This window comes from Mucilaginibacter sp. P4_A11, from assembly GCF_056402535.1.
Genome location: NZ_JBFUHE010000027.1, coordinates 1 through 17,630, shown reverse-complemented (window position 1 = coordinate 17,630; position 17,630 = coordinate 1). Strand labels below are relative to the sequence as shown.

Sequence of the window (17,630 nt, the reverse complement as noted above, 5' to 3'; positions counted from 1 at the left end):
GAGTAAGGCAAAAGTGGTGCGGTGAAAACACCGACCACAAGCACAAAGATAGGGAGGATTAAAAAAGCGTCATTGCGAGGTACGAAGCAATCCCCGATTAGCCGAGCTGCTCTGTACAGTTCGCGATTGCTTCGTTCCTCGCAATGATCGGTGGGTAGATAAAGCTGTTTAGCTTAAATATTCTTATTCTCAATCATTTTGAAAAACTCATCGCGGTAGGTATCACCTACGGGGATGATCTTGTCGCCTATCTGGATGCGGCTTCTTTCGATGCTGTCTATTTTGTTAAGGGCTACAATGTATGATTTGTGCACCCGCACAAAATGTTTCTCGGGCAGGGCATCTTCCATTTTCTTCATACCCTGCAGGGTGATGATCCGCTCGGCAGAGGTGAAAATGCTGATGTAGTCTTTCAATCCCTCAATAAACATGATATCATGCAGGTAAACTTTTTGAATTTTATGCTCGGTTTTTACAAAGATAAAATCAGTCGAAAAATCATCCTGTTGTACTGGCTCGGCCTGCAGCACTACCTGTGGTTTGGCTACTACAGGTTGGATGATAGTTTGAGCTTTTTGTACCGATTTAAAGAAACGGTCAAATGCTATGGGCTTAAGCAGGTAATCAACCACATCAAGTTCATAGCCTTCAAGCGCGTATTGCGGGTAGGCCGTGGTTAAAATAACTTTGGCTTTGCCGTTGGCTATTTTCAGGAACTGAATGCCGGTAAGTTCAGGCATCTGCACATCTAAAAAAACAAGGTCGGCCTCGGCGGCCTGTACCATGGTGAGCGCTTCGATAGGGTTGGTTGTAGCTTTAACCAATTGCAAAAAAGGCATTTTAGATATATAATCTTCCAAAATGTGCAGCGCCAAAGGCTCATCGTCAACTACCAAACATCTGATCATAGCGTAAAAATAATGTAATAATGGTTATCTTAAATTTTTTTAATGTGCTGTTTTGTTATAAAGGCGTCAATTCTACCGATTTGTACCAGATTTCGGCCCCTTCTGATTGTAGCAGGATGCGGCCATGCGATAATGAGGCTACTCCCCAATTTACCAAATGCCCGTTAACATAATGCTCAACCTGGTTGCCATTGCAAATAATTTCGATGGTATTCCATTCACCACGCGGGTTTTCAAAATTGGCCGTGCGATAAACGCGCTGCTGATCCCATTCAATGGCCGATTTATTAGGCGTAACTACGCTGGTATGCTGTACGCACCAGATGTCGCCGCAATCACCCTCCTGAATCTGGCACTCTATCGATCGGGGCCACACAATATCCTTATCGCTCTCGCCAAAATGGTATAAGATACCTGCGTCACGTGCACCTTTTTCTCGCGGGTAGTATTGTTTGGTTCCCCATTTAAATACCACTTTAAGGTAATAGTTATCGTACGATTTTTTGGTAGCCATATAGCCAAAGTATTTACCCATCACATGTACCATGCCGTTTTCAATGGCGAAATTATTATGCACATCATTGTCCTTGCCCAGGGTATCCAGGTAAGTATACCAGCCTTTTTTTTCCTTACCGTTCAACAGTTTTTGCACACCAAGCTCCCTGATCCAGATATTGCGGAACGACACCGGAAACTCGTGTTCCTGTAATAACAGCGGCAGCGCGAATGCATGTTTTTGATATTTAGGCTGGCCTACATGCGCTACTGTACCTTTTATAGCTACATGGTTTTGCACCAGCACGCCGTTATGCAGCACTGTTATATAGGCCGGTGTTTTAACCGAACTGTCAATATTAAAACGCGGTGCGGTATAAATGATATCATACTTTTGCCACTCGCCCGGTTTAAGCGAGGCGTTTACCTGCGGCACATATTGTTTATAGATAGAACCGGCCTGTCCGTTTGAGTAAGTGCGATTTTTATAGCTGTCGAGGATCTGCAGTTCGTAGTGGCTTTGCATAATTACACCGCTGTTGCCGCGTTCCTGGCCTTCGCCTTTAACAATGGCCGGGGTACGCCATTCGATATGCAGCTGGCAATCGGCAAAGTTTTGTTTGGTGATGATGGAGCCGCTACCCGGCTTTACAGTTACAATGCCATCCTTTACTATCCATCCCGGTTTGTTACCTTTCTGATCTGTCCATTTATCCAGGCTTTTGCCATCAAACAAAATAATAGCATCAGACGGTGGTTTGTTACCAACGCCCGGTAAAACCAATGCTGGTTCCGGGTCCCAAACTTCGGTTGCTTTAGGATCGGTTTGTGCAGATGCCGGGATAGCTAATGCTGCAAGAATCAGGGCAGGGAGCAATTTTTTCAGATAGGTCATGGTTATAATGGGTTATAACTATAAATCTATTGATAATTCGCAGGTATAGGTATATTCTTCGTCCCTAATTTTTAAGGAATACCTATTCGGGTAGAGGAGGTCCAGCCGTCGCTGTACGTTGATTAACCCAATGCCACCAACTGCATCCCGGTTATTGTTATGTTTTTTGTTTTGAATGTAGAAATGCAGTTTACCACCCGCTACGTTAATAAGTAACTTAATAGGCGAGTTGATATCATTGGCAACGCCATGCTTAAAAGCGTTTTCAATAAAAGCTATCAGCAGTAATGGCTCTATTTTTTGATCGGTAATGTTGCCATCTACTTTAAAATCAATAAAAGCTTTGCTGCCGAAACGGATCTTTTGCAGGTCGATATAGTTTTGCAGGTACTGAAGTTCTTTATCCAGATCGACTTTGTTATCATTACACTCATACAGCATATACCGCATAATTTCCGAAAGCTTTAAAATAGCCTCAGGCGTAGTTTCAGAACGCTGATAGGCAAGGGAATAAATGCTGTTTAACGAGTTAAACAAAAAATGCGGGTTGATCTGCGATTTTAAAAAAGCCAGCTCGGCGATGAGGCGCTGGTTTTCCAGATCGCGCTGGATCCGTTCGTTCAGGAACCAGTCGGTACTGAATTTTAACGCCGTACTCAGGAATACAAATATCAGGCTGGTAAAAATGCTGCTATAAAAATAAGTGGTGAAACTGGTTACATGGCCTTTTTGATGAACCAGTACAATCTCCTTGAATATAAGCCCCACTCCGTATTTGCCTATGCCATACACTATTATGCTTACCAATACAACCGTAGCATATTCCCAATAGCGTTTTTTATTCAAAAAATTAGGTATGTAAACCAGGTAGTTAAGATAAAACAGACTGATGTTAATTGTAGGATAAAGCAAAAAGATCACCAGTAGCTCTTTGGTACTGAGCTGTGCATCGTTTAGCCTTGCCAAAAAAACAAAAAAAGATATAATGCCCGTCCAAAAAAACAGGTGCCAAAAAATTATCCAGGCTGTTTTAATGCCGGTTCTGGGTTTTGGTAATGGTAATGAGGCCTCCATTCGCTGTTTTTAAATTCCCTTTTTATTTAAGGGTGTGGCACCTAATTTAATATTTTGATAATGATATCGGCCTATTATTTATATATAGCTGCCCTTTTGTTCGATGAACTGGCTTTTATTATCGATGAACCGGTTAAAAGGTGTAGAAAACCGTTCATCTATAAACAAAGTGTGTTGGTCTAAATGATTTTAGCAGGTTGTTTTTTTGATATTCCTTTGTTGTATAAAATCACTCACAATGAAAACGCTTATCAAAAATTCAAATCCTTTTATCATGTTATTGATCCCGGTAATGTTTGCCCTTACCCTGGGCGTGACTTACCAGTTCGAGCAAAAAAAGGAAACAGCAATAATTGGCCGCACAGCAGTACATGCTACCTCATTGTTCCATAAAGGTTTTGTAATGGTTAAAACCGTTTGCTCAATTGCAAAAAATAATAATATATGGTAATCAGTACCGAAGGCCTTTCCTTCACCTTTGGTAAGCAGCAGGTAGTTAAATCACTGGCGCTGCAAGTTCCGGAAGGAAGTATATATGGTTTTCTCGGTCCCAACGGTGCCGGGAAAACCACTACCATCAAACTCCTGCTTAACCTGCTTAAACCCGATGCAGGCAACATCAACATTTTTGAGCAGGATATCAAAACAAACCGCATCAGCATACTTTCACAAATAGGTTCGCTTATTGAGCAGCCTGCTTTATATCAGCATTTAACCGGCAGGGAAAATTTACTGAACAGAGCCTTATTATTACAGGTGCCTGCTCGGCGCGTTGAAGATATGCTTGACCTGGTACAGTTAACCAATGCTGCCAATAAAAAAGCCGGGCAATATTCATTAGGGATGAAACAACGCCTTGGCATCGCGCTGGCATTGCTTGCCGATCCTAAACTTTTAATTTTAGATGAACCTACCAACGGGCTCGACCCAAACGGCATTATAGAAGTGCGCGAGTTGTTGAAAAAACTGGTTTCCAAACATGGTAAAACTGTTTTTATATCAAGCCACCTGCTGGGCGAAATTGAACGGATGGCGACGCATGTAGGCATCATTAACAACGGCGCTATGCTTTTTCAGGGTAGTATTGCCGATCTGCAGACTATCAGCAAACCGCTTGTGCGCGTTGAAGCCGAAAATACTGTTGATGCCGCCAACCTGTTAACCCGTAACCATGTTAACGTTACCGATGTAACCGACGATCATTTACTGGTGCCCTATACCTCCAAACAACAAATGGGCGAGATCAATGCCATGCTTAATAAAAACGGGCAAACAGTTTATAGCATCAGCAAGCAACAAAAAGACCTCGAAAAACTATTTTTAGATATCACCCAAAGCGCCTAAGCCATGAAAGGATTTATACTGTCATTCCGTTCGGAGTTTTACAAAAGCCGTAAAACGCTTGGCTTTTGGGCTTCCATTATATTGCCACTGCTGATCGGTGTTTTACTATTCACCGGCTTTTATGTAAAAAGTGAACGATTGGTTTCATTACCGCCGATGGTACTTTGGCTGCAATTTGCCGGTGCTATTCTGGGTATTATGGGGTCGCTGATATTGCCGATGTATATCATTTTTATAGCCTACTCGGTAAATAGTATTGAGCACCGGGCCGATACCTGGAAAACGCTGTTTAACCTGCCTATTCCGCGCTGGTCGGTTTATGCAGCTAAATATTTTTATGCGGTATTCCTTGTGTTTTTATGTTTAAGCCTGTTTGTCCTGTTCACTATAGGCTTCGGCAATTTGCTGAGTATAGTTAAGCCCGAACTGCGATTTGATAACTTCCACATGGAAAGTGAACTGGCGCAGATCTATTTCAAGCTGTTTTTATCGTCATTAGGCATCCTCTCTATCCAGTTTTTGCTCAGCTTACTTTGGGCCGATTTTTTGAAGCCGATGGGGATTGGTTTTATATGCACTATAGCAGGTGTGGTGGCAGCCTCAAAAGGCTGGGAGTATAGTTACCTGTTTCCATATGCTCATCCCATGGAGGCTATCAGCAGTATGTTAAAAAATAATCACGGTGATCCCTCTAATAGGTTGCAGATAGATATTTTTACCAAAGATATATCTGTGAGCCTTGTTATTGCCGTAGTAGTATTTATAAGCGGATACTTTATTGTGCAGCGAAAGAGTGTGAAGTAGGTTGCCGGAGATTAGTGACTGGCGGTTAGCGGGCTACGGCCTGAAACAAATATAAATTCAGATCTTGTTGGATATTTTATATCTTTAGTTAAAACCTTTATCATGAATAACTTCTGCGCGAGCATTAGCCCCGATCATCTTTTAACATTCTGGACTTCATTTTCCCTGATCAATATCATCTTGACGGCAGTTTGTCTTGTCAATATAATGAGATCACGCTTCAAGGGGACTGGCGTAAAGTTTGGCTGGATACTTATAGTGGTGATACTTCCTGTATTGGGATCATTGATATATCTGCTTAAGGGATCGGCCATCAAAATTGATCAGGTAAGGCTTCACGTTTAATAACTATTACATAAACCTTTATCATGAATAAACTGCTTTTCCTGAACATTGGCGTGCCCGAAATGGTGCTGGTACTGCTATACCCGGTTTTAGTTATTTATTGCCTCATCGACATCATCCGCTCAACCTTTAAAGATCCATCCAATAAAATAATCTGGGCAATTGTTGTGATACTGATGCCTTGTTTAGGATCTGTACTGTATTTGGCAATTGGGCGAAATGGCAAGGTAAATTAAGCTTGCTGTTTTGATACAAGGTGCCGTTTCCGTTTTAAAAGCATAAAATAAACTATTGCCAGCAACGCCATAAAGATTATGAGTGATTTAAGATAGCTTGACAAAGTTGTTGAAGGGCTAAAGTATGTTATATAGCCCGAATGCTCTGCGTAAAATACAAAAGCTGTTAAATCGTACGCAAACAAGCTCCAAACTATTGTTGAGGTGATTGATGCCCTCCCTTTTTTAAACCACATCATTTGCGGAAGCAGAATATAAATAAATGCCTGGATAGCAAATGTAAACCAGTACGGGCCAAAAATCCGGTTGCTTACCGCAAACTGTTCATATTCGTTTTGTGAATAGTATGCTACAAATATTTCTGAAGCAAAGAGTATCAGGGAAACTGTTGCGGCAAAAAGTAAAAGCCAGTTTGTTGCTGTGACAAGGATCCTGATATTTATCCTGTTGCCAAAAAGCTTTGTAAATTTCAATAAGATAAGCACAGGAATAAAAATCCTTAAACCCGTAAAAATAGTATCAGTAAGTGCCGAAATGTTTGGCATTGGTTAAATAAGTTTTAGGTGTATTTGCTCATTCTAATGAGTTGTTGTGTTGATTTTGTTTTAGGGTAAATCAGGCGATACAATCGCCAACCCATTTTAAGCGCTCGTTACAAGCAAACGCAAGTATAAAACTAATCTCCAATCACTAACCTCCAATCTCTCACAGATTACCTCACCGGTTTCGGAAACACCGGCAAACTTTCATGCCCCTCCGCATCAACCGACTGTACTGCAAAAAAATAATTATCCTTTGAATAATGAAGCGTGGCCGCAGTATCGGTAACATAAAATTTCTTTTCCCAATAAGGGCTGATAGTTTCACGCATCAGTACATAATAACCGGCTGGTTTTTTACCCGTAGCTGGAGTTTCCCATTTCAGTTTAGTTTTATTGGTCAGGTCGCTGGTGATAATACCTGCGTTTTGCGGCTCCGCAGGGGCCGAAGCAAGGTTGGCCAATACCGAAAGGTTCATGCGGGCTACTTTTTGCACGTAATTAAAATCCACAAAATCGGGCAGGTCTCCATATTCAATGCCGTTTTCGGTGCGAATGTTTTGGTGTTGGCGATTAAAGTTTTCATTCATTTCGGTAAACCTTACGGCCGTAAAGCCCTGCTCTAAAAATGGCAGATGATCGCCGCCACGCAGGTAGCGGTCGCGCCGGTAAATAAGTTTCACATCCAATTGATCAACATAGCGCTCCCCAATTTCTTTGGTGTACCGCGCCAATTGCCTCGACGGACTATCATTTTCACCACCTAATGATTTTAAAGCAGCCACTTGTTTATCAGTAGCGGCAGTAGGTACACCATCACTGAAAACGCGCACGCTGCGGTTATCTTTCAGGTCGGTTTCCATGCCGTAGGTGTTGCCCACAATATCATTGTTCAGCATGGCATCCACATTCCAGTTTTCGGCTTTGGCCCGTTTGGCTACGTTGCCCGATCCATATAAACCTTGTTCTTCTCCAACAACTGTCATGAAAATAATAGTAGCCGGGAACGACCGTTTAGCCATCACCCTGGCCAACTCCATGGAGAGCGCGGTACCCGAAGCATCATCATTCGCTCCCGGCTCAACGCCGTTAGCGTCCATCACATCATTAATGCGCGAGTCGTAATGCCCCGAAACCAGGTACACCCGGGTATCATTCGGATCCGTGCCTTTTAATATAGCCAGCACATTTTTTAATTTGATAGGTTTATCAACACGCTGACTTTTAGGCTGAGTGAAAGTATCAAACTGAACGGTCATTCTCCCATTTGATTCAATTGCATATTTGTCCATTTCGGCCTTGATCCAGTTTCGTGCCGCCCCGCTGCCCGTGGTTTTACTGATGGTATCGCTCAGTGTATGCCTGCTTTTAAAGCTTACCAGCTTGCGGATAGTAGTCTCAATATTTTTCGACGATACTTCATCAACCATTTGTTTAATACCCGCATCCTGTTTTACGATGGTTTGGGCTGCGGCCGGGAGGGTCAGGATGAGGAGGATGAAGGGGATGAGGTGTTTCATAAAATGATGATGATGTTTTATGTAGAGACGCATCACATGCGTCTATTGAACTATGCATTTTCGGTAGCTTGTCCTGCGGGAGACGCATGTGATGCGTCCCTACGTTAACCGGTTATAAATATAAATTTTCAAATCCATCTTTATTCAAAATCCAATTTCGTGGATTTTTTGAAATGTACTCTTTGATATTTGCGTATTCTTTTTCGTTTCGGATGACCCTGTCATAAAACCTTGGCTGCCAATTAAAATCTATATTATTTTGTTGAGCGTACTGTTTAATAGATCCTTTATAACCGCGTATTACTGACGCAAGATTATTACGTTGCCCTCCTGGTTTGTTAGGCTCCCATGCAATTTTATCGGGTTTATTGAAAAAAAGAATACCATGCAAATGGTCGGGCATTATTACAAATTCATCCAATTCAACGTAAGGGGGGAAATGAGGTGTTTTTAACCAGTTACTATGGGCAGCATTTCCCAGCATAGTGAGCTTTAAAAGAGTAGTTTCATTGGCCTCGTTTTGCCAGATCTCACCAAAGGCAGGCAATCGATCTTTGACGCAAATTGTTACAAAATACAATGCATGCGAACCATAATCCCATCCCTGCAAACGGGGCGAGGAGACTCGATATTTATTTTGAAACTTATCTTCCATTTTTGAATGTAAAGACCCATCACATGCGTCTATTGAACTATTCATTTTCGATTGCTTGTCCTGTGGGAGACGCATGTGATGCGTCTCTACATCAGCATCCTTTATTCTTCCTCTTCCTCCGCAACAATCCCCAAAATCTCATCGGCCTGTTTAAAATTGCTTTTTACAAAATGGCACCAGTCGCATTCTTTTTTGCCGCAGCCTGTACTGAAATTGTGGGCCATGATCTGGGTGTATGTATCCGCGATCTGTTCGGTAACCGTTTCTACATCTTCAGGCGTTATCACAAACTTTTCGCGGTGATATTCTCCGTCGCTTACAGGTTCAACGAAATCAAAAACAGTGCTGATCACCTGCCAGTCGGTAGTGCGGTCATGGTCTATTAATATTTTATAAAATACTGCCTGTCGCCAGTAATCACCGCCGTTTGGTGCATCGTTAGTTGGGCGCAATAATTTTTCTTTTGCATTTTTTAGTTTACCGGTTTTATAATCCACAACTGTGGCCTGCTTGCCGTCAAATTCTATCTTATCAAGGTTACCTTTAATAGGTACGCCTACTACTTCAATGTTTTTGATGGATCGCTCGGTTACGGCTATTTTGTTCCAATGCGGCACATTCTGCTCATAATATGGTGGCAGGATCTTTTCGCCATAGGCCGAACGCAGCTTAAACTCATCCTTAGTGAACGAATCGCGGTTGCGGGCCATATACCATTTAAATTCACGCATGAAGTTTTCTGTGCTTAAAAACTCATTGTCATTATCTTTAAGCTGCCTGTATGTTTTATTGAGCGCCCAATGCACAGCCTGCCCAAATGTAGCGGCCGGACTTTTACCCGATGGTACCCGGATCAAACACTGAAAATAAAAACGCAGCGGGCAATCCAAATAACTGCTCAGGTGGGTTACCGACAGTGTATAGTTTTGCAGCAGCTGGTTAATGTAGTTTTTATCCAGCAGCTCAACTTTGGGCTTATCAGTTTCGCTGAATTGTGTTGCCTGGAAATCGATCATATCCATAGCGTCCACTTTAGGGTATTGCACCTGCATATTGGTACTGGCCAGTATCTCGCCTATAAATTGGCTTGCTTCCTGGTCTTTGTCTTTTTTATCTTTAGCAGCGTACGAGATCATGAGGTGCTGCTTGGCCCGGGTAACGGCCACATAAAACAGGCGGCGCGCTTCCTCCTTTTGAGCGATCTCGTCGGATGATGCCCTTGTTAATGTATCAGGATAACTGAAGCCGCTGTTACGGCCTTTGCTGTCCCAGGTGCGTTTATCACAACCTATAAAAAACACATATTCAAATTCAAGGCCTTTGGATCCGTGCGCGGTAAGGAAGTTAATGCCATTCTCTGAAAAAATAGTTTGGTTAAGCTCCAGCCTGATCACGTGTTTCTTCATCATCTCAATGGTCGAGATCAGGTCATCCAGGCTGATGTCGGGCTTTTTGCGGCTTTCATCTTTCAGGAAATCAAAAAAGCTTGTGAGCATTTGCATGTAGCTGCCTTTATCCTGCTGCTGCATAATATATTTCAGGATCCCCATTTTAGCGATAACGCTTTGGAAAAGCTGCTGCAGCGTAACACTTACAGCCTCTTTAAGCAGGTAATCAATATTGCTTACAAGGTACCGCATCTCCTGTTGTTGACCAGGATGGAAAAGGTCTGCCTGCTTAGGCGGCCTCATTTCGCTTACGTAACGACGGATAGAGGTTTTAGGTTGATTATAAGCCAGGGTGCCAAAGTTTTCTTTAAATACAGCCACACTTGCTTTGGCAATTTCGATAGGGGGGATGTTAAAGAAATCATAGTGCATGATCTCAAATAACAATTCATCGCCGCTGTATGGCGAATCAAGTTCCATGGCAAGGTATTGCAAGATATTGATGATCTTTTCTCCGAAGGGCTGCGTGAGTACATCAATTTTGCGTTTGGTGTTCACCTGGATCTTTTGCACATCCAGGAATTTGATCATTTCTTCAACCTGGCTGTGGTTGCGGTAAATTACGGCTATCTCGCCCGGAGGTACACCATCGGCCACCAGTTGTTTTATTTGCAGGGATACATCAACCAGTTCCTTATCCGGGTTTTCGTATTCACGGATCACCGGCTCAACCAGTAAATTGTTAAAACGCGGGTGCGAAGATTTTAAAGCTTTATCTAAATTAAGCTGACTGGTTAATCGCTCAAAATTATTATCGATGAGCGCCTTTGAAATATCAAGGATCTGTTGGTTGGAACGATAGTTATGCTTTAGTACTACAGTATATAATGTATCAACATAATCGTTGGCAAAATCAAGGATGTTTTTCATGTTGGCACCCTGAAATTTAAATATTGACTGATCATCATCGCCCACCACAAAAACGTTTGGCGTATCCCAGTAATTAAGTAAAAAGCGCAGCAGCTCATTTTGTGATCCGCTGGTATCCTGGAATTCATCAACCAAAATATATTGAAAGCGTTCCTGGTATTTACGAAGTATTTCTTCATTATCCCGGAAAGCACGAAGCACCCAAATGATCATGTCGTCATAATCATAGCGTTTTTTGGCGTCCATTTTAAGTTTGTAGTTTTCAAACTCATTAACGGCAGCCAATAGTTTTTTCATCACCTCATGCGCAGCGTCGATGTCTTTTTGCTTAGGATCGCCAACTTTGATGCCCGCTTTGGCATTGGCCCGTTTATAAATAAACTCCTCACGGTTGGGCAGGTCTTCCAGGTATTCAGTTACTGCCTGTTCAATCATAGTGGCATTCCAATTCTCCCGTTTCATGGTGCTGAACAGGCTTTTGAGGCGGGGTACATCATAATAGATATCACCTGTAAAACGCTTCAGCAGGTGATCGTTCGGGAACTCATCAACCAGCTCACGGAAAAGCATGGCTGATTCCAGGTCAGATAATGATTCGAGGTTAAGCTTGCCAAAATACTCCAGGTTTTCCTGGATGATCTCATTACAAAAAGCATGGAACGTGTATATATTGATCCGGTAAGCATCCGGGCCTATAAATTCAAAAAGGCGTTTGCGCATGGCTACCGCACCGGCATCGGTATAAGTAAGGCACAGAATTTCGCTTGGCAGGGCATCAGTATCAGTAAGGATTTTGCCTATCCGTGCAGCCAGGATCTGGGTTTTGCCCGTACCGGGGCCTGCTACCACAAGCACAGGGCCGTCCATTTTATTAACTGCTGCCAGTTGCTCGAGGTTTAAACCGGCCAATGCCTCTTTAAACTTATTGTTATATTTATTGAATGTAGGTTGCATAATATTTAGTAAAGATAAAAAAGGTTGATACTGCATTTACAAACAGGATAATAAATATGATATTTACGCCCGTATTATCAGATCATGGAAAAACCTTATCAAGGCAGGGTAATAGTTGAGGATAATTTCGACTATCTCAAAATTACTATTCCGGCAAAACGTAATTATCTCTTTTTAGTATATATATGTTTTTCGCTGGCTGTATGGGGATATATCGGATTGTCTGCTATTGATGAACTTTTGCATCCCTCAAGCGATTTTGGTCGTGGTTTTATGATCTTTTGGATAAGCGGCTGGGCTCTTGGCGGAATTATGACTGTGAAAACGATTATCTGGCTATTTTGGGGTAAAGAGATAATTGAAATTGGTATGGGCACTTTCGGTATCAGCCGGAAAAACGATCTGTTTACCCGTGAAAAAGTTTATGACCTTAACGAGTGCAGGGAGTTTAGGATCAGGGAAGTGGATTCAGAATCCGACCGGAAACACTGGTTCATATTTTATTATAGAAATAAAGAAAGGGGAACTATTGCATTTGACTACGGCATGCGAAACTTCTGCTTTGGAGAAGATCTTTATGAGCCAGAGGCACAATACCTGCTTAACGTTATGAAGAGTAAATGGGTATTAACAGAAAGCCAGTTTAAATAACAGTTATGGCCTGTTAAATGTTATACCCCTGCTTTGGAAATAACCGATAAACCCAATCTCTAAGCTCCAGTCTCTAATCTCAACTACAATCCCGTCCCCGTAGGGAAAAACGCATTCACACTTACCGGCAACTTACCGGTAGGCTTTAACCTACCGCTAAGCACTTTCGCGGCCGACTGTTGTAACTCGGGCGACATCTGGTAACAAACAATTAGGCTGCCTGCTTTTTCAAGGCCCGGCAATCCTGCTATGGTATAAGCATTAGCGAACACGCTGAACGCTGTATTTTTACGCGAAGCCAGATCGGCAATCATTAGTTTTACGTCATTGCTGTAATCAAGTTTGCTTTGCGGGCGCAGGCGGGTATCATGTATGCCCACAATAATTTGCTGGTATTGTTTAAGCCAGTTCAGGATATTGGTAACTTCAATGGCCGGTGCATCTTTATTAACTATAAATATGCGGCTGTTCGGGAAGTTTTTTACAACCTCCATCTGGAAAAGCGTTGGTGAGCTTACGCCTATGCTCACGACGGCCGTTTTTAAAAAAGGATTAAGCTTTGGTCCATTGTTTTTTAACTGTGTTACCGCCGCATCGCTTAGTTGCTGTACCAGTGTTTTGGCCGCATCGCTGTTAATATCCTGGCTTAAGTTAACCGGTGATGTAGGTTTATATTGATTAAGCCCTACCCAGTATTTGGCAACTAAGATCTTTTTGATCCGTGCTTCAAATTCGGCAGCATTTACACTGCCGTGTCGCACGGCCTTACGGATCAGGCCAATGGCCCGGTCGGAGTTTTCAGATAATTCAATGATATCGTTGCCTGCAATAAATGCCCTCACATCAGCCTCTCCGTTAGGGAAATATTTGGTTACTCCTTTCATTTCCATCGCATCTGATATTACCAAACCTTTAAACTTCAGCGAATCTTTTAAAATTCCGGTTATGATAGGGCGCGAAAGGGTAGAGGGGAGTTTAGGCGTGTTATCTAACGATGGGATACCCATGTGCGCGATCATTACGCCGCTGATCCCGGCGTTGATAGCTTCGCGAAAAGGGTACATCTCCAATGAATCTAACCGTGTACGGCTATAAGGCAGCAACGGCAAATCAAAATGCGAATCGACATTAGTATCGCCGTGCCCCGGAAAATGCTTGGCCGAAGTAAGCAGACCTGCATCCTGCATCCCCTTAAAATAAGCTATGCCTTTTTTGGCAACGTTATACATGTTATCGCCAAAGGAGCGGTAGTTGATCACCGGGTTATTAGGGTTGTTGTTTACATCCATATCCGGCCCAAGGTTCATCTGCATACCCAGTCGCTTAAAATCATAAGCTACCTGCTGGCCCATTTTGTAGATCAGGGTATTATCCTGTATAGCGCCAAGCGTCATTTGATATGGGTACGATATGGTAGAGTCGAGGCGCATGCCCAATCCCCATTCGCCATCCATGGTTATAATTAATGGTACTTTGGCCAGTTTCTGGTATTTGTTAATAAGGTTGGCCTGGCGTACCGGTCCGCCCTGAAAAAATACCACACCACCCAACTGCTGCTCTTTAATTACCTGCCCAACCGAATCTTCATAGGCTTTCCCTTTATTGGTATGCGCCCTTACAAACAGCAATTGTGCTACCCGCTGCTTGCGGCTCATTTTGTTATATACCGAGTCAACCCAGCGGTTTTGCTTGCCCAATAACTGGATATAGCTCTCTTTTTGAGCAAAGGCATCGGCAGTAAAAAATGTGAAGATGATAATCAGGGGATAAAAAATGCGGGTTTTAGAAGCTTGCATAGGTCAAATGTAGCGTTATTCTGAATTTTTGATGAAAATGATGTTACAACTATTACAAAAATCAAACCGCTAATAAACCTTTGCGTTTTTTATTAATCTATCACGTTATTAATATACATACAGGGAAAAGCCCGCGGCAACCAGTAATTTAATTGGCCAAAGGCTTTTCCTGCCACTTATTTAAAACAGAGAAAGACGATGAAAAAATTACTTTTTTTGGCGATATGCCTCTTTACCGTTGGTACAGTTAGCGCGCAGGGATATTATTATGGTCCGCGTCACCGCCGCCCGCCCCACCGGGTTGTTGAAAGGTCCCAGCCACAACGCCGTTATGATGATTTTTACACCCCAAAAGTTGGCGTGGCTGTAGGTTTAAACGTTGCAAATACGGTTGATTCTTATAACAGCAATTACAGTTCGAGTTCAATTGCAGGCTGGCATGCAGGTTTAACGTTCGATTTGCCTATTATTTACCCACTCTCATTTGCCCCCGAAGTATTGTTTTCGCAAAAAGGGTATGAGGTGAATGACAGGGACGGGAAATTTACACAGCGCACCAATTATATCGATGTGCCATTACTTGCTAAGTTTAGGGTGGTAAGGGGCTTTAACCTATTGGTTGGTCCGCAGCTTACCTTTTTAACATCCACTAAAAATACCTACGAAAGCAACTTAGGCACCAGTATCGATCATATCGACAATGATGCCGATCATAGCTATGTAGCTGGTGTAGTGGGTGTAAGCTTTGATATTAACCGCAATGTAGAGATTCGCGGTCGTTACAATTTCGACCTGGGCGAAAATCGTCCTTATGCCGATCAGGATTTGCCTAATTATCGTAACCAGGTTTGGCAGGTTGGTTTAGGGTTTAAATTTCAATAGTTATATAACTGTTTTTCACACAAAGGCGCTAAGTCGCAAAGTTTAGAAATATCTTCTCTTTGCGGCTTAGCGCCTTTGTATAAGATTAAACTTCAACGCCGTATTCGTATGCTAAGTTACCATTCCCTCGGTGGGTGTGCAGATAGGATCCTTATTTCTTTAGGGTAGTAATTATTGATACGGTTAGGCAAAAGCTTGGCCCAGCCAATCGGGTGTCCTTCAAAGGTCATCAATGTCCAGCCTTTATCGGTTGTTGTTAAATCAATATTATCCCGGCGCAGATATTGGATAGCCTGTTCCTTATTAAGGGGCGTTTGTAAAACTGCATCCTTATTAATAATAAGGCTTAGGGCCAGTTCATGATCGGGGATCAAGTCCTTCCCGGCAAGTTTTCCAATAATTACCCCCGATTTTTTAATATAAAGCTGCCTTTGCAATATATTAAGGCTTTCCTTGTGCGCGCGGTTAATGGCCATCCAGTCTTCATTTACCTTAAAGTAATAAAAATCGTCGGGGTTATTAATGTAAGACCGTACCTGGTCAAGTTCCTTGCCTGGTAATTTTTGCTGGGTGTTGTTTTTAAATGATGCCAGATCGCCGCTATTTTCTTTTTTACGCAGGCAGGATGCAAATAAGCCTTCGCCTTTTACTTTACCGGGGTAAAAGCGATATCCCCAGGCTTTTTTCTCGGCTGATTGCGTTTCAACAATACCCCAGTCCTTATTAATAGGTATACGTATACTTTCCAGTTCAAACTCACTGCATAGCCAGTCCAGGATGTCTTCGTTTTCCTGGTGGGAGTAGGAGCAGGTACTATATATAAGGTAACCATCTTCTTTTAAGGATGGATAAACATCGGCCAGTATGCGTTCCTGTCGCTGGTGGCAAAGGTTCACATTCCCTTCCGACCATTCGTTCATCGCGTCCAGGTCTTTACGAAACATGCCCGAACCTGAGCATGGCGCATCTACCAGTATGATATCGAAAAAGCTTTTCAACCTCCCGAAATCTTTGGGGTCATTATTGGTAACAATGGTGTTGGCCGTGCCCCACCGGTTTAAATTATCTGTTAATATAGGTACGCGGGTTTTAATGATTTCGTTCGATACTAACAGATCCGTGGGCTGCAAGGCCGAATTTAGGAGGGTGCTTTTGCCTCCGGGAGCTGCGCAAAGGTCAAGTACTTTTATCTCATCCTCGTTGTTTTGATGGATCGTTTTAAAAATATGATCAATAAACATGGACGATGCTTCCTGTACATAATAGCAACCGGCATGAAAAAGCGGATCAAAAGTGAACGACGGACGGCTTGCCAGGTAATAGCCATTGGCACACCATGGTACATTTTGTGTGCTTTTTAAGGCAAACGGCTTAAAAGGATTAGCCCTTACTGAGGTTGGAGCATCCTCAAACTGGTGCGCTTTTACAAAATTTTCTTCGTCAAAACCGTTTTCTGCACTTAATGATACAATGAAATGCGGTGGGAAATTAAGCTCGTTCATATACATTTCAAATATACGCATAAGGTAAATGTCCGTGTTTACTTAATTATAATAATAGCGTATGGCTTGTTTGAGTCTAATTTACAGCGAGTTGCAAAATTGGTTTCATTATTTGAAAATATATCTTGGTTGGATGCGACTTTTCTGTGTACATTTGTGACCGCTTTAGAAAAAAGGCGTTGTTTTTTGAAGGTTTAGAGCGAATGAAAAAAGATTTAAAAAAGTGAAATTTTCACTTGCTAAATCAAAATGAAATTTGCACCTTTGCAGCCCGCAAATAAGGAAGCGGGTTGTGTTCTTAAAGGTTGAGAGTGAATGAGGAGAGAGAAAAAAAAGTTAAAAAACTTTTTGAAGATTGAGAAAAAATTCACACCTTTGCGACCCGCAAAAGAAAGAGAAGAGAGAGGGAAAGCGGTTCAAAACTTAGAATAAAAAAAGAAAAAAAGTTTTGGAAATAAGAAAAAGGTTTTTACCTTTGCAGCCCCGAACGGGACGGACTTCGAAAGGAGTTTAAAACAAAGAGAATGAAAGCGTTAGGCGAGTAGTTCGAGGGCTGAGGAGAGCGATTCTCAAGGCTGATAAAAATGACAAGTTAAGCAAGCGATTGCAAAAACATAATAGCTGATTCGGATGATGAAGCGAGCAAGTTCTTTTAAGAAATGGAAATCATGTAGCGTAACGGGAGATCGAACGGAGCTAAGGCAAAAGGCAA

General features: G+C 42.3%; 16 protein-coding genes. 7 read left to right on the top strand and 9 right to left on the bottom strand.

Going from position 1 to position 17,630, the window contains the following annotated elements:
- Nucleotides 1-173 precede the first annotated feature (173 nt).
- From AC1DUD_RS30275 to AC1DUD_RS30265, 3 genes are read right to left on the bottom strand one after another with little or no spacing between them, the layout of a single operon-like run.
- Nucleotides 174-908, bottom strand: a complete 735-nt coding sequence (locus AC1DUD_RS30275) for a LytR/AlgR family response regulator transcription factor (protein WP_477381550.1) — start codon at nt 906-908, stop codon at nt 174-176.
- Nucleotides 909-963: 55 nt separating this feature from the next.
- Nucleotides 964-2,298, bottom strand: coding sequence for a 3-keto-disaccharide hydrolase (locus AC1DUD_RS30270; protein ID WP_477381548.1), 1,335 nt, complete (start codon nt 2,296-2,298; stop codon nt 964-966).
- 18 nt (nt 2,299-2,316) lie between these two features.
- Nucleotides 2,317-3,372: a sensor histidine kinase gene (locus tag AC1DUD_RS30265; protein WP_477381546.1), complete on the bottom strand. Its 1,056-nt coding sequence runs from the start codon at nt 3,370-3,372 to the stop codon at nt 2,317-2,319.
- A gap of 238 nt (nt 3,373-3,610) precedes the next feature.
- Between AC1DUD_RS30265 and AC1DUD_RS30260 the strand changes: the two genes are divergently transcribed.
- The 5 genes from AC1DUD_RS30260 to AC1DUD_RS30240 all read left to right on the top strand — a co-directional run bounded on the left by AC1DUD_RS30260 (nt 3,611) and on the right by AC1DUD_RS30240 (nt 6,101).
- Complete coding sequence (locus AC1DUD_RS30260; protein ID WP_477381544.1) at nt 3,611-3,823, top strand: hypothetical protein; 213 nt, start codon at nt 3,611-3,613, stop codon at nt 3,821-3,823.
- Nucleotides 3,817-4,716, top strand: a complete 900-nt coding sequence (locus AC1DUD_RS30255; protein WP_477381542.1) for an ABC transporter ATP-binding protein — start codon at nt 3,817-3,819, stop codon at nt 4,714-4,716. Before AC1DUD_RS30260 ends, AC1DUD_RS30255 begins: the two co-directional genes overlap by 7 nt.
- Before the next feature lie 3 nt (nt 4,717-4,719).
- Entirely contained in the window at nt 4,720-5,520 is an 801-nt protein-coding gene (locus AC1DUD_RS30250; RefSeq protein ID WP_477381540.1) for an ABC transporter permease, read from the top strand.
- Nucleotides 5,521-5,622: 102 nt separating this feature from the next.
- Nucleotides 5,623-5,865 carry a PLDc N-terminal domain-containing protein gene (locus AC1DUD_RS30245; protein ID WP_477381538.1) on the top strand — a complete coding sequence of 81 codons (243 nt, stop codon included), beginning with the start codon at nt 5,623-5,625 and terminating at the stop codon, nt 5,863-5,865.
- Between the two features lie 23 nt (nt 5,866-5,888).
- Nucleotides 5,889-6,101 carry a PLD nuclease N-terminal domain-containing protein gene (locus AC1DUD_RS30240; RefSeq protein ID WP_477381536.1) on the top strand — a complete coding sequence of 71 codons (213 nt, stop codon included), beginning with the start codon at nt 5,889-5,891 and terminating at the stop codon, nt 6,099-6,101.
- On the opposite strand, the gene AC1DUD_RS30235 is transcribed toward AC1DUD_RS30240, so the two are convergent.
- The 4 genes from AC1DUD_RS30235 to AC1DUD_RS30220 form a co-directional block, all read right to left on the bottom strand.
- Nucleotides 6,098-6,646 carry a hypothetical protein gene (locus tag AC1DUD_RS30235; RefSeq protein WP_477381534.1) on the bottom strand — a complete coding sequence of 183 codons (549 nt, stop codon included), beginning with the start codon at nt 6,644-6,646 and terminating at the stop codon, nt 6,098-6,100. The two genes, AC1DUD_RS30240 and AC1DUD_RS30235, sit on opposite strands and share 4 nt — an antisense overlap.
- 167 nt (nt 6,647-6,813) lie before the next feature.
- On the bottom strand, nt 6,814-8,160 hold the full coding sequence (locus AC1DUD_RS30230) for a M28 family peptidase (protein WP_477381532.1): 1,347 nt from the start codon (nt 8,158-8,160) through the stop codon (nt 6,814-6,816).
- A 112-nt stretch (nt 8,161-8,272) separates the two neighbouring features.
- The gene (locus AC1DUD_RS30225) at nt 8,273-8,815 is read right to left on the bottom strand and encodes a transposase (protein ID WP_477381530.1); all 543 of its coding nucleotides are present in this window, start codon (nt 8,813-8,815) and stop codon (nt 8,273-8,275) included.
- Nucleotides 8,816-8,916: 101 nt separating this feature from the next.
- Entirely contained in the window at nt 8,917-12,087 is a 3,171-nt protein-coding gene (locus AC1DUD_RS30220; protein WP_477381528.1) for an ATP-dependent helicase, read from the bottom strand.
- A gap of 84 nt (nt 12,088-12,171) precedes the next feature.
- Between AC1DUD_RS30220 and AC1DUD_RS30215 the strand changes: the two genes are divergently transcribed.
- Nucleotides 12,172-12,738: a hypothetical protein gene (locus AC1DUD_RS30215; RefSeq protein WP_477381526.1), complete on the top strand. Its 567-nt coding sequence runs from the start codon at nt 12,172-12,174 to the stop codon at nt 12,736-12,738.
- Between the two features lie 83 nt (nt 12,739-12,821).
- Here AC1DUD_RS30215 and AC1DUD_RS30210 read toward each other — a convergent pair whose 3' ends face one another.
- Nucleotides 12,822-14,534, bottom strand: a complete 1,713-nt coding sequence (locus AC1DUD_RS30210; protein WP_477381524.1) for a glycoside hydrolase family 3 protein — start codon at nt 14,532-14,534, stop codon at nt 12,822-12,824.
- Between the two features lie 198 nt (nt 14,535-14,732).
- Here AC1DUD_RS30210 and AC1DUD_RS30205 point away from each other — a divergent pair, with 198 nt between their 5' ends.
- Nucleotides 14,733-15,416: a porin family protein gene (locus tag AC1DUD_RS30205; protein WP_477381522.1), complete on the top strand. Its 684-nt coding sequence runs from the start codon at nt 14,733-14,735 to the stop codon at nt 15,414-15,416.
- Nucleotides 15,417-15,532: 116 nt separating this feature from the next.
- On the opposite strand, the gene AC1DUD_RS30200 is transcribed toward AC1DUD_RS30205, so the two are convergent.
- Nucleotides 15,533-16,939, bottom strand: a complete 1,407-nt coding sequence (locus AC1DUD_RS30200) for a methyltransferase RsmF C-terminal domain-like protein (RefSeq protein ID WP_477381520.1) — start codon at nt 16,937-16,939, stop codon at nt 15,533-15,535.
- Nucleotides 16,940-17,630 lie beyond the last annotated feature (691 nt).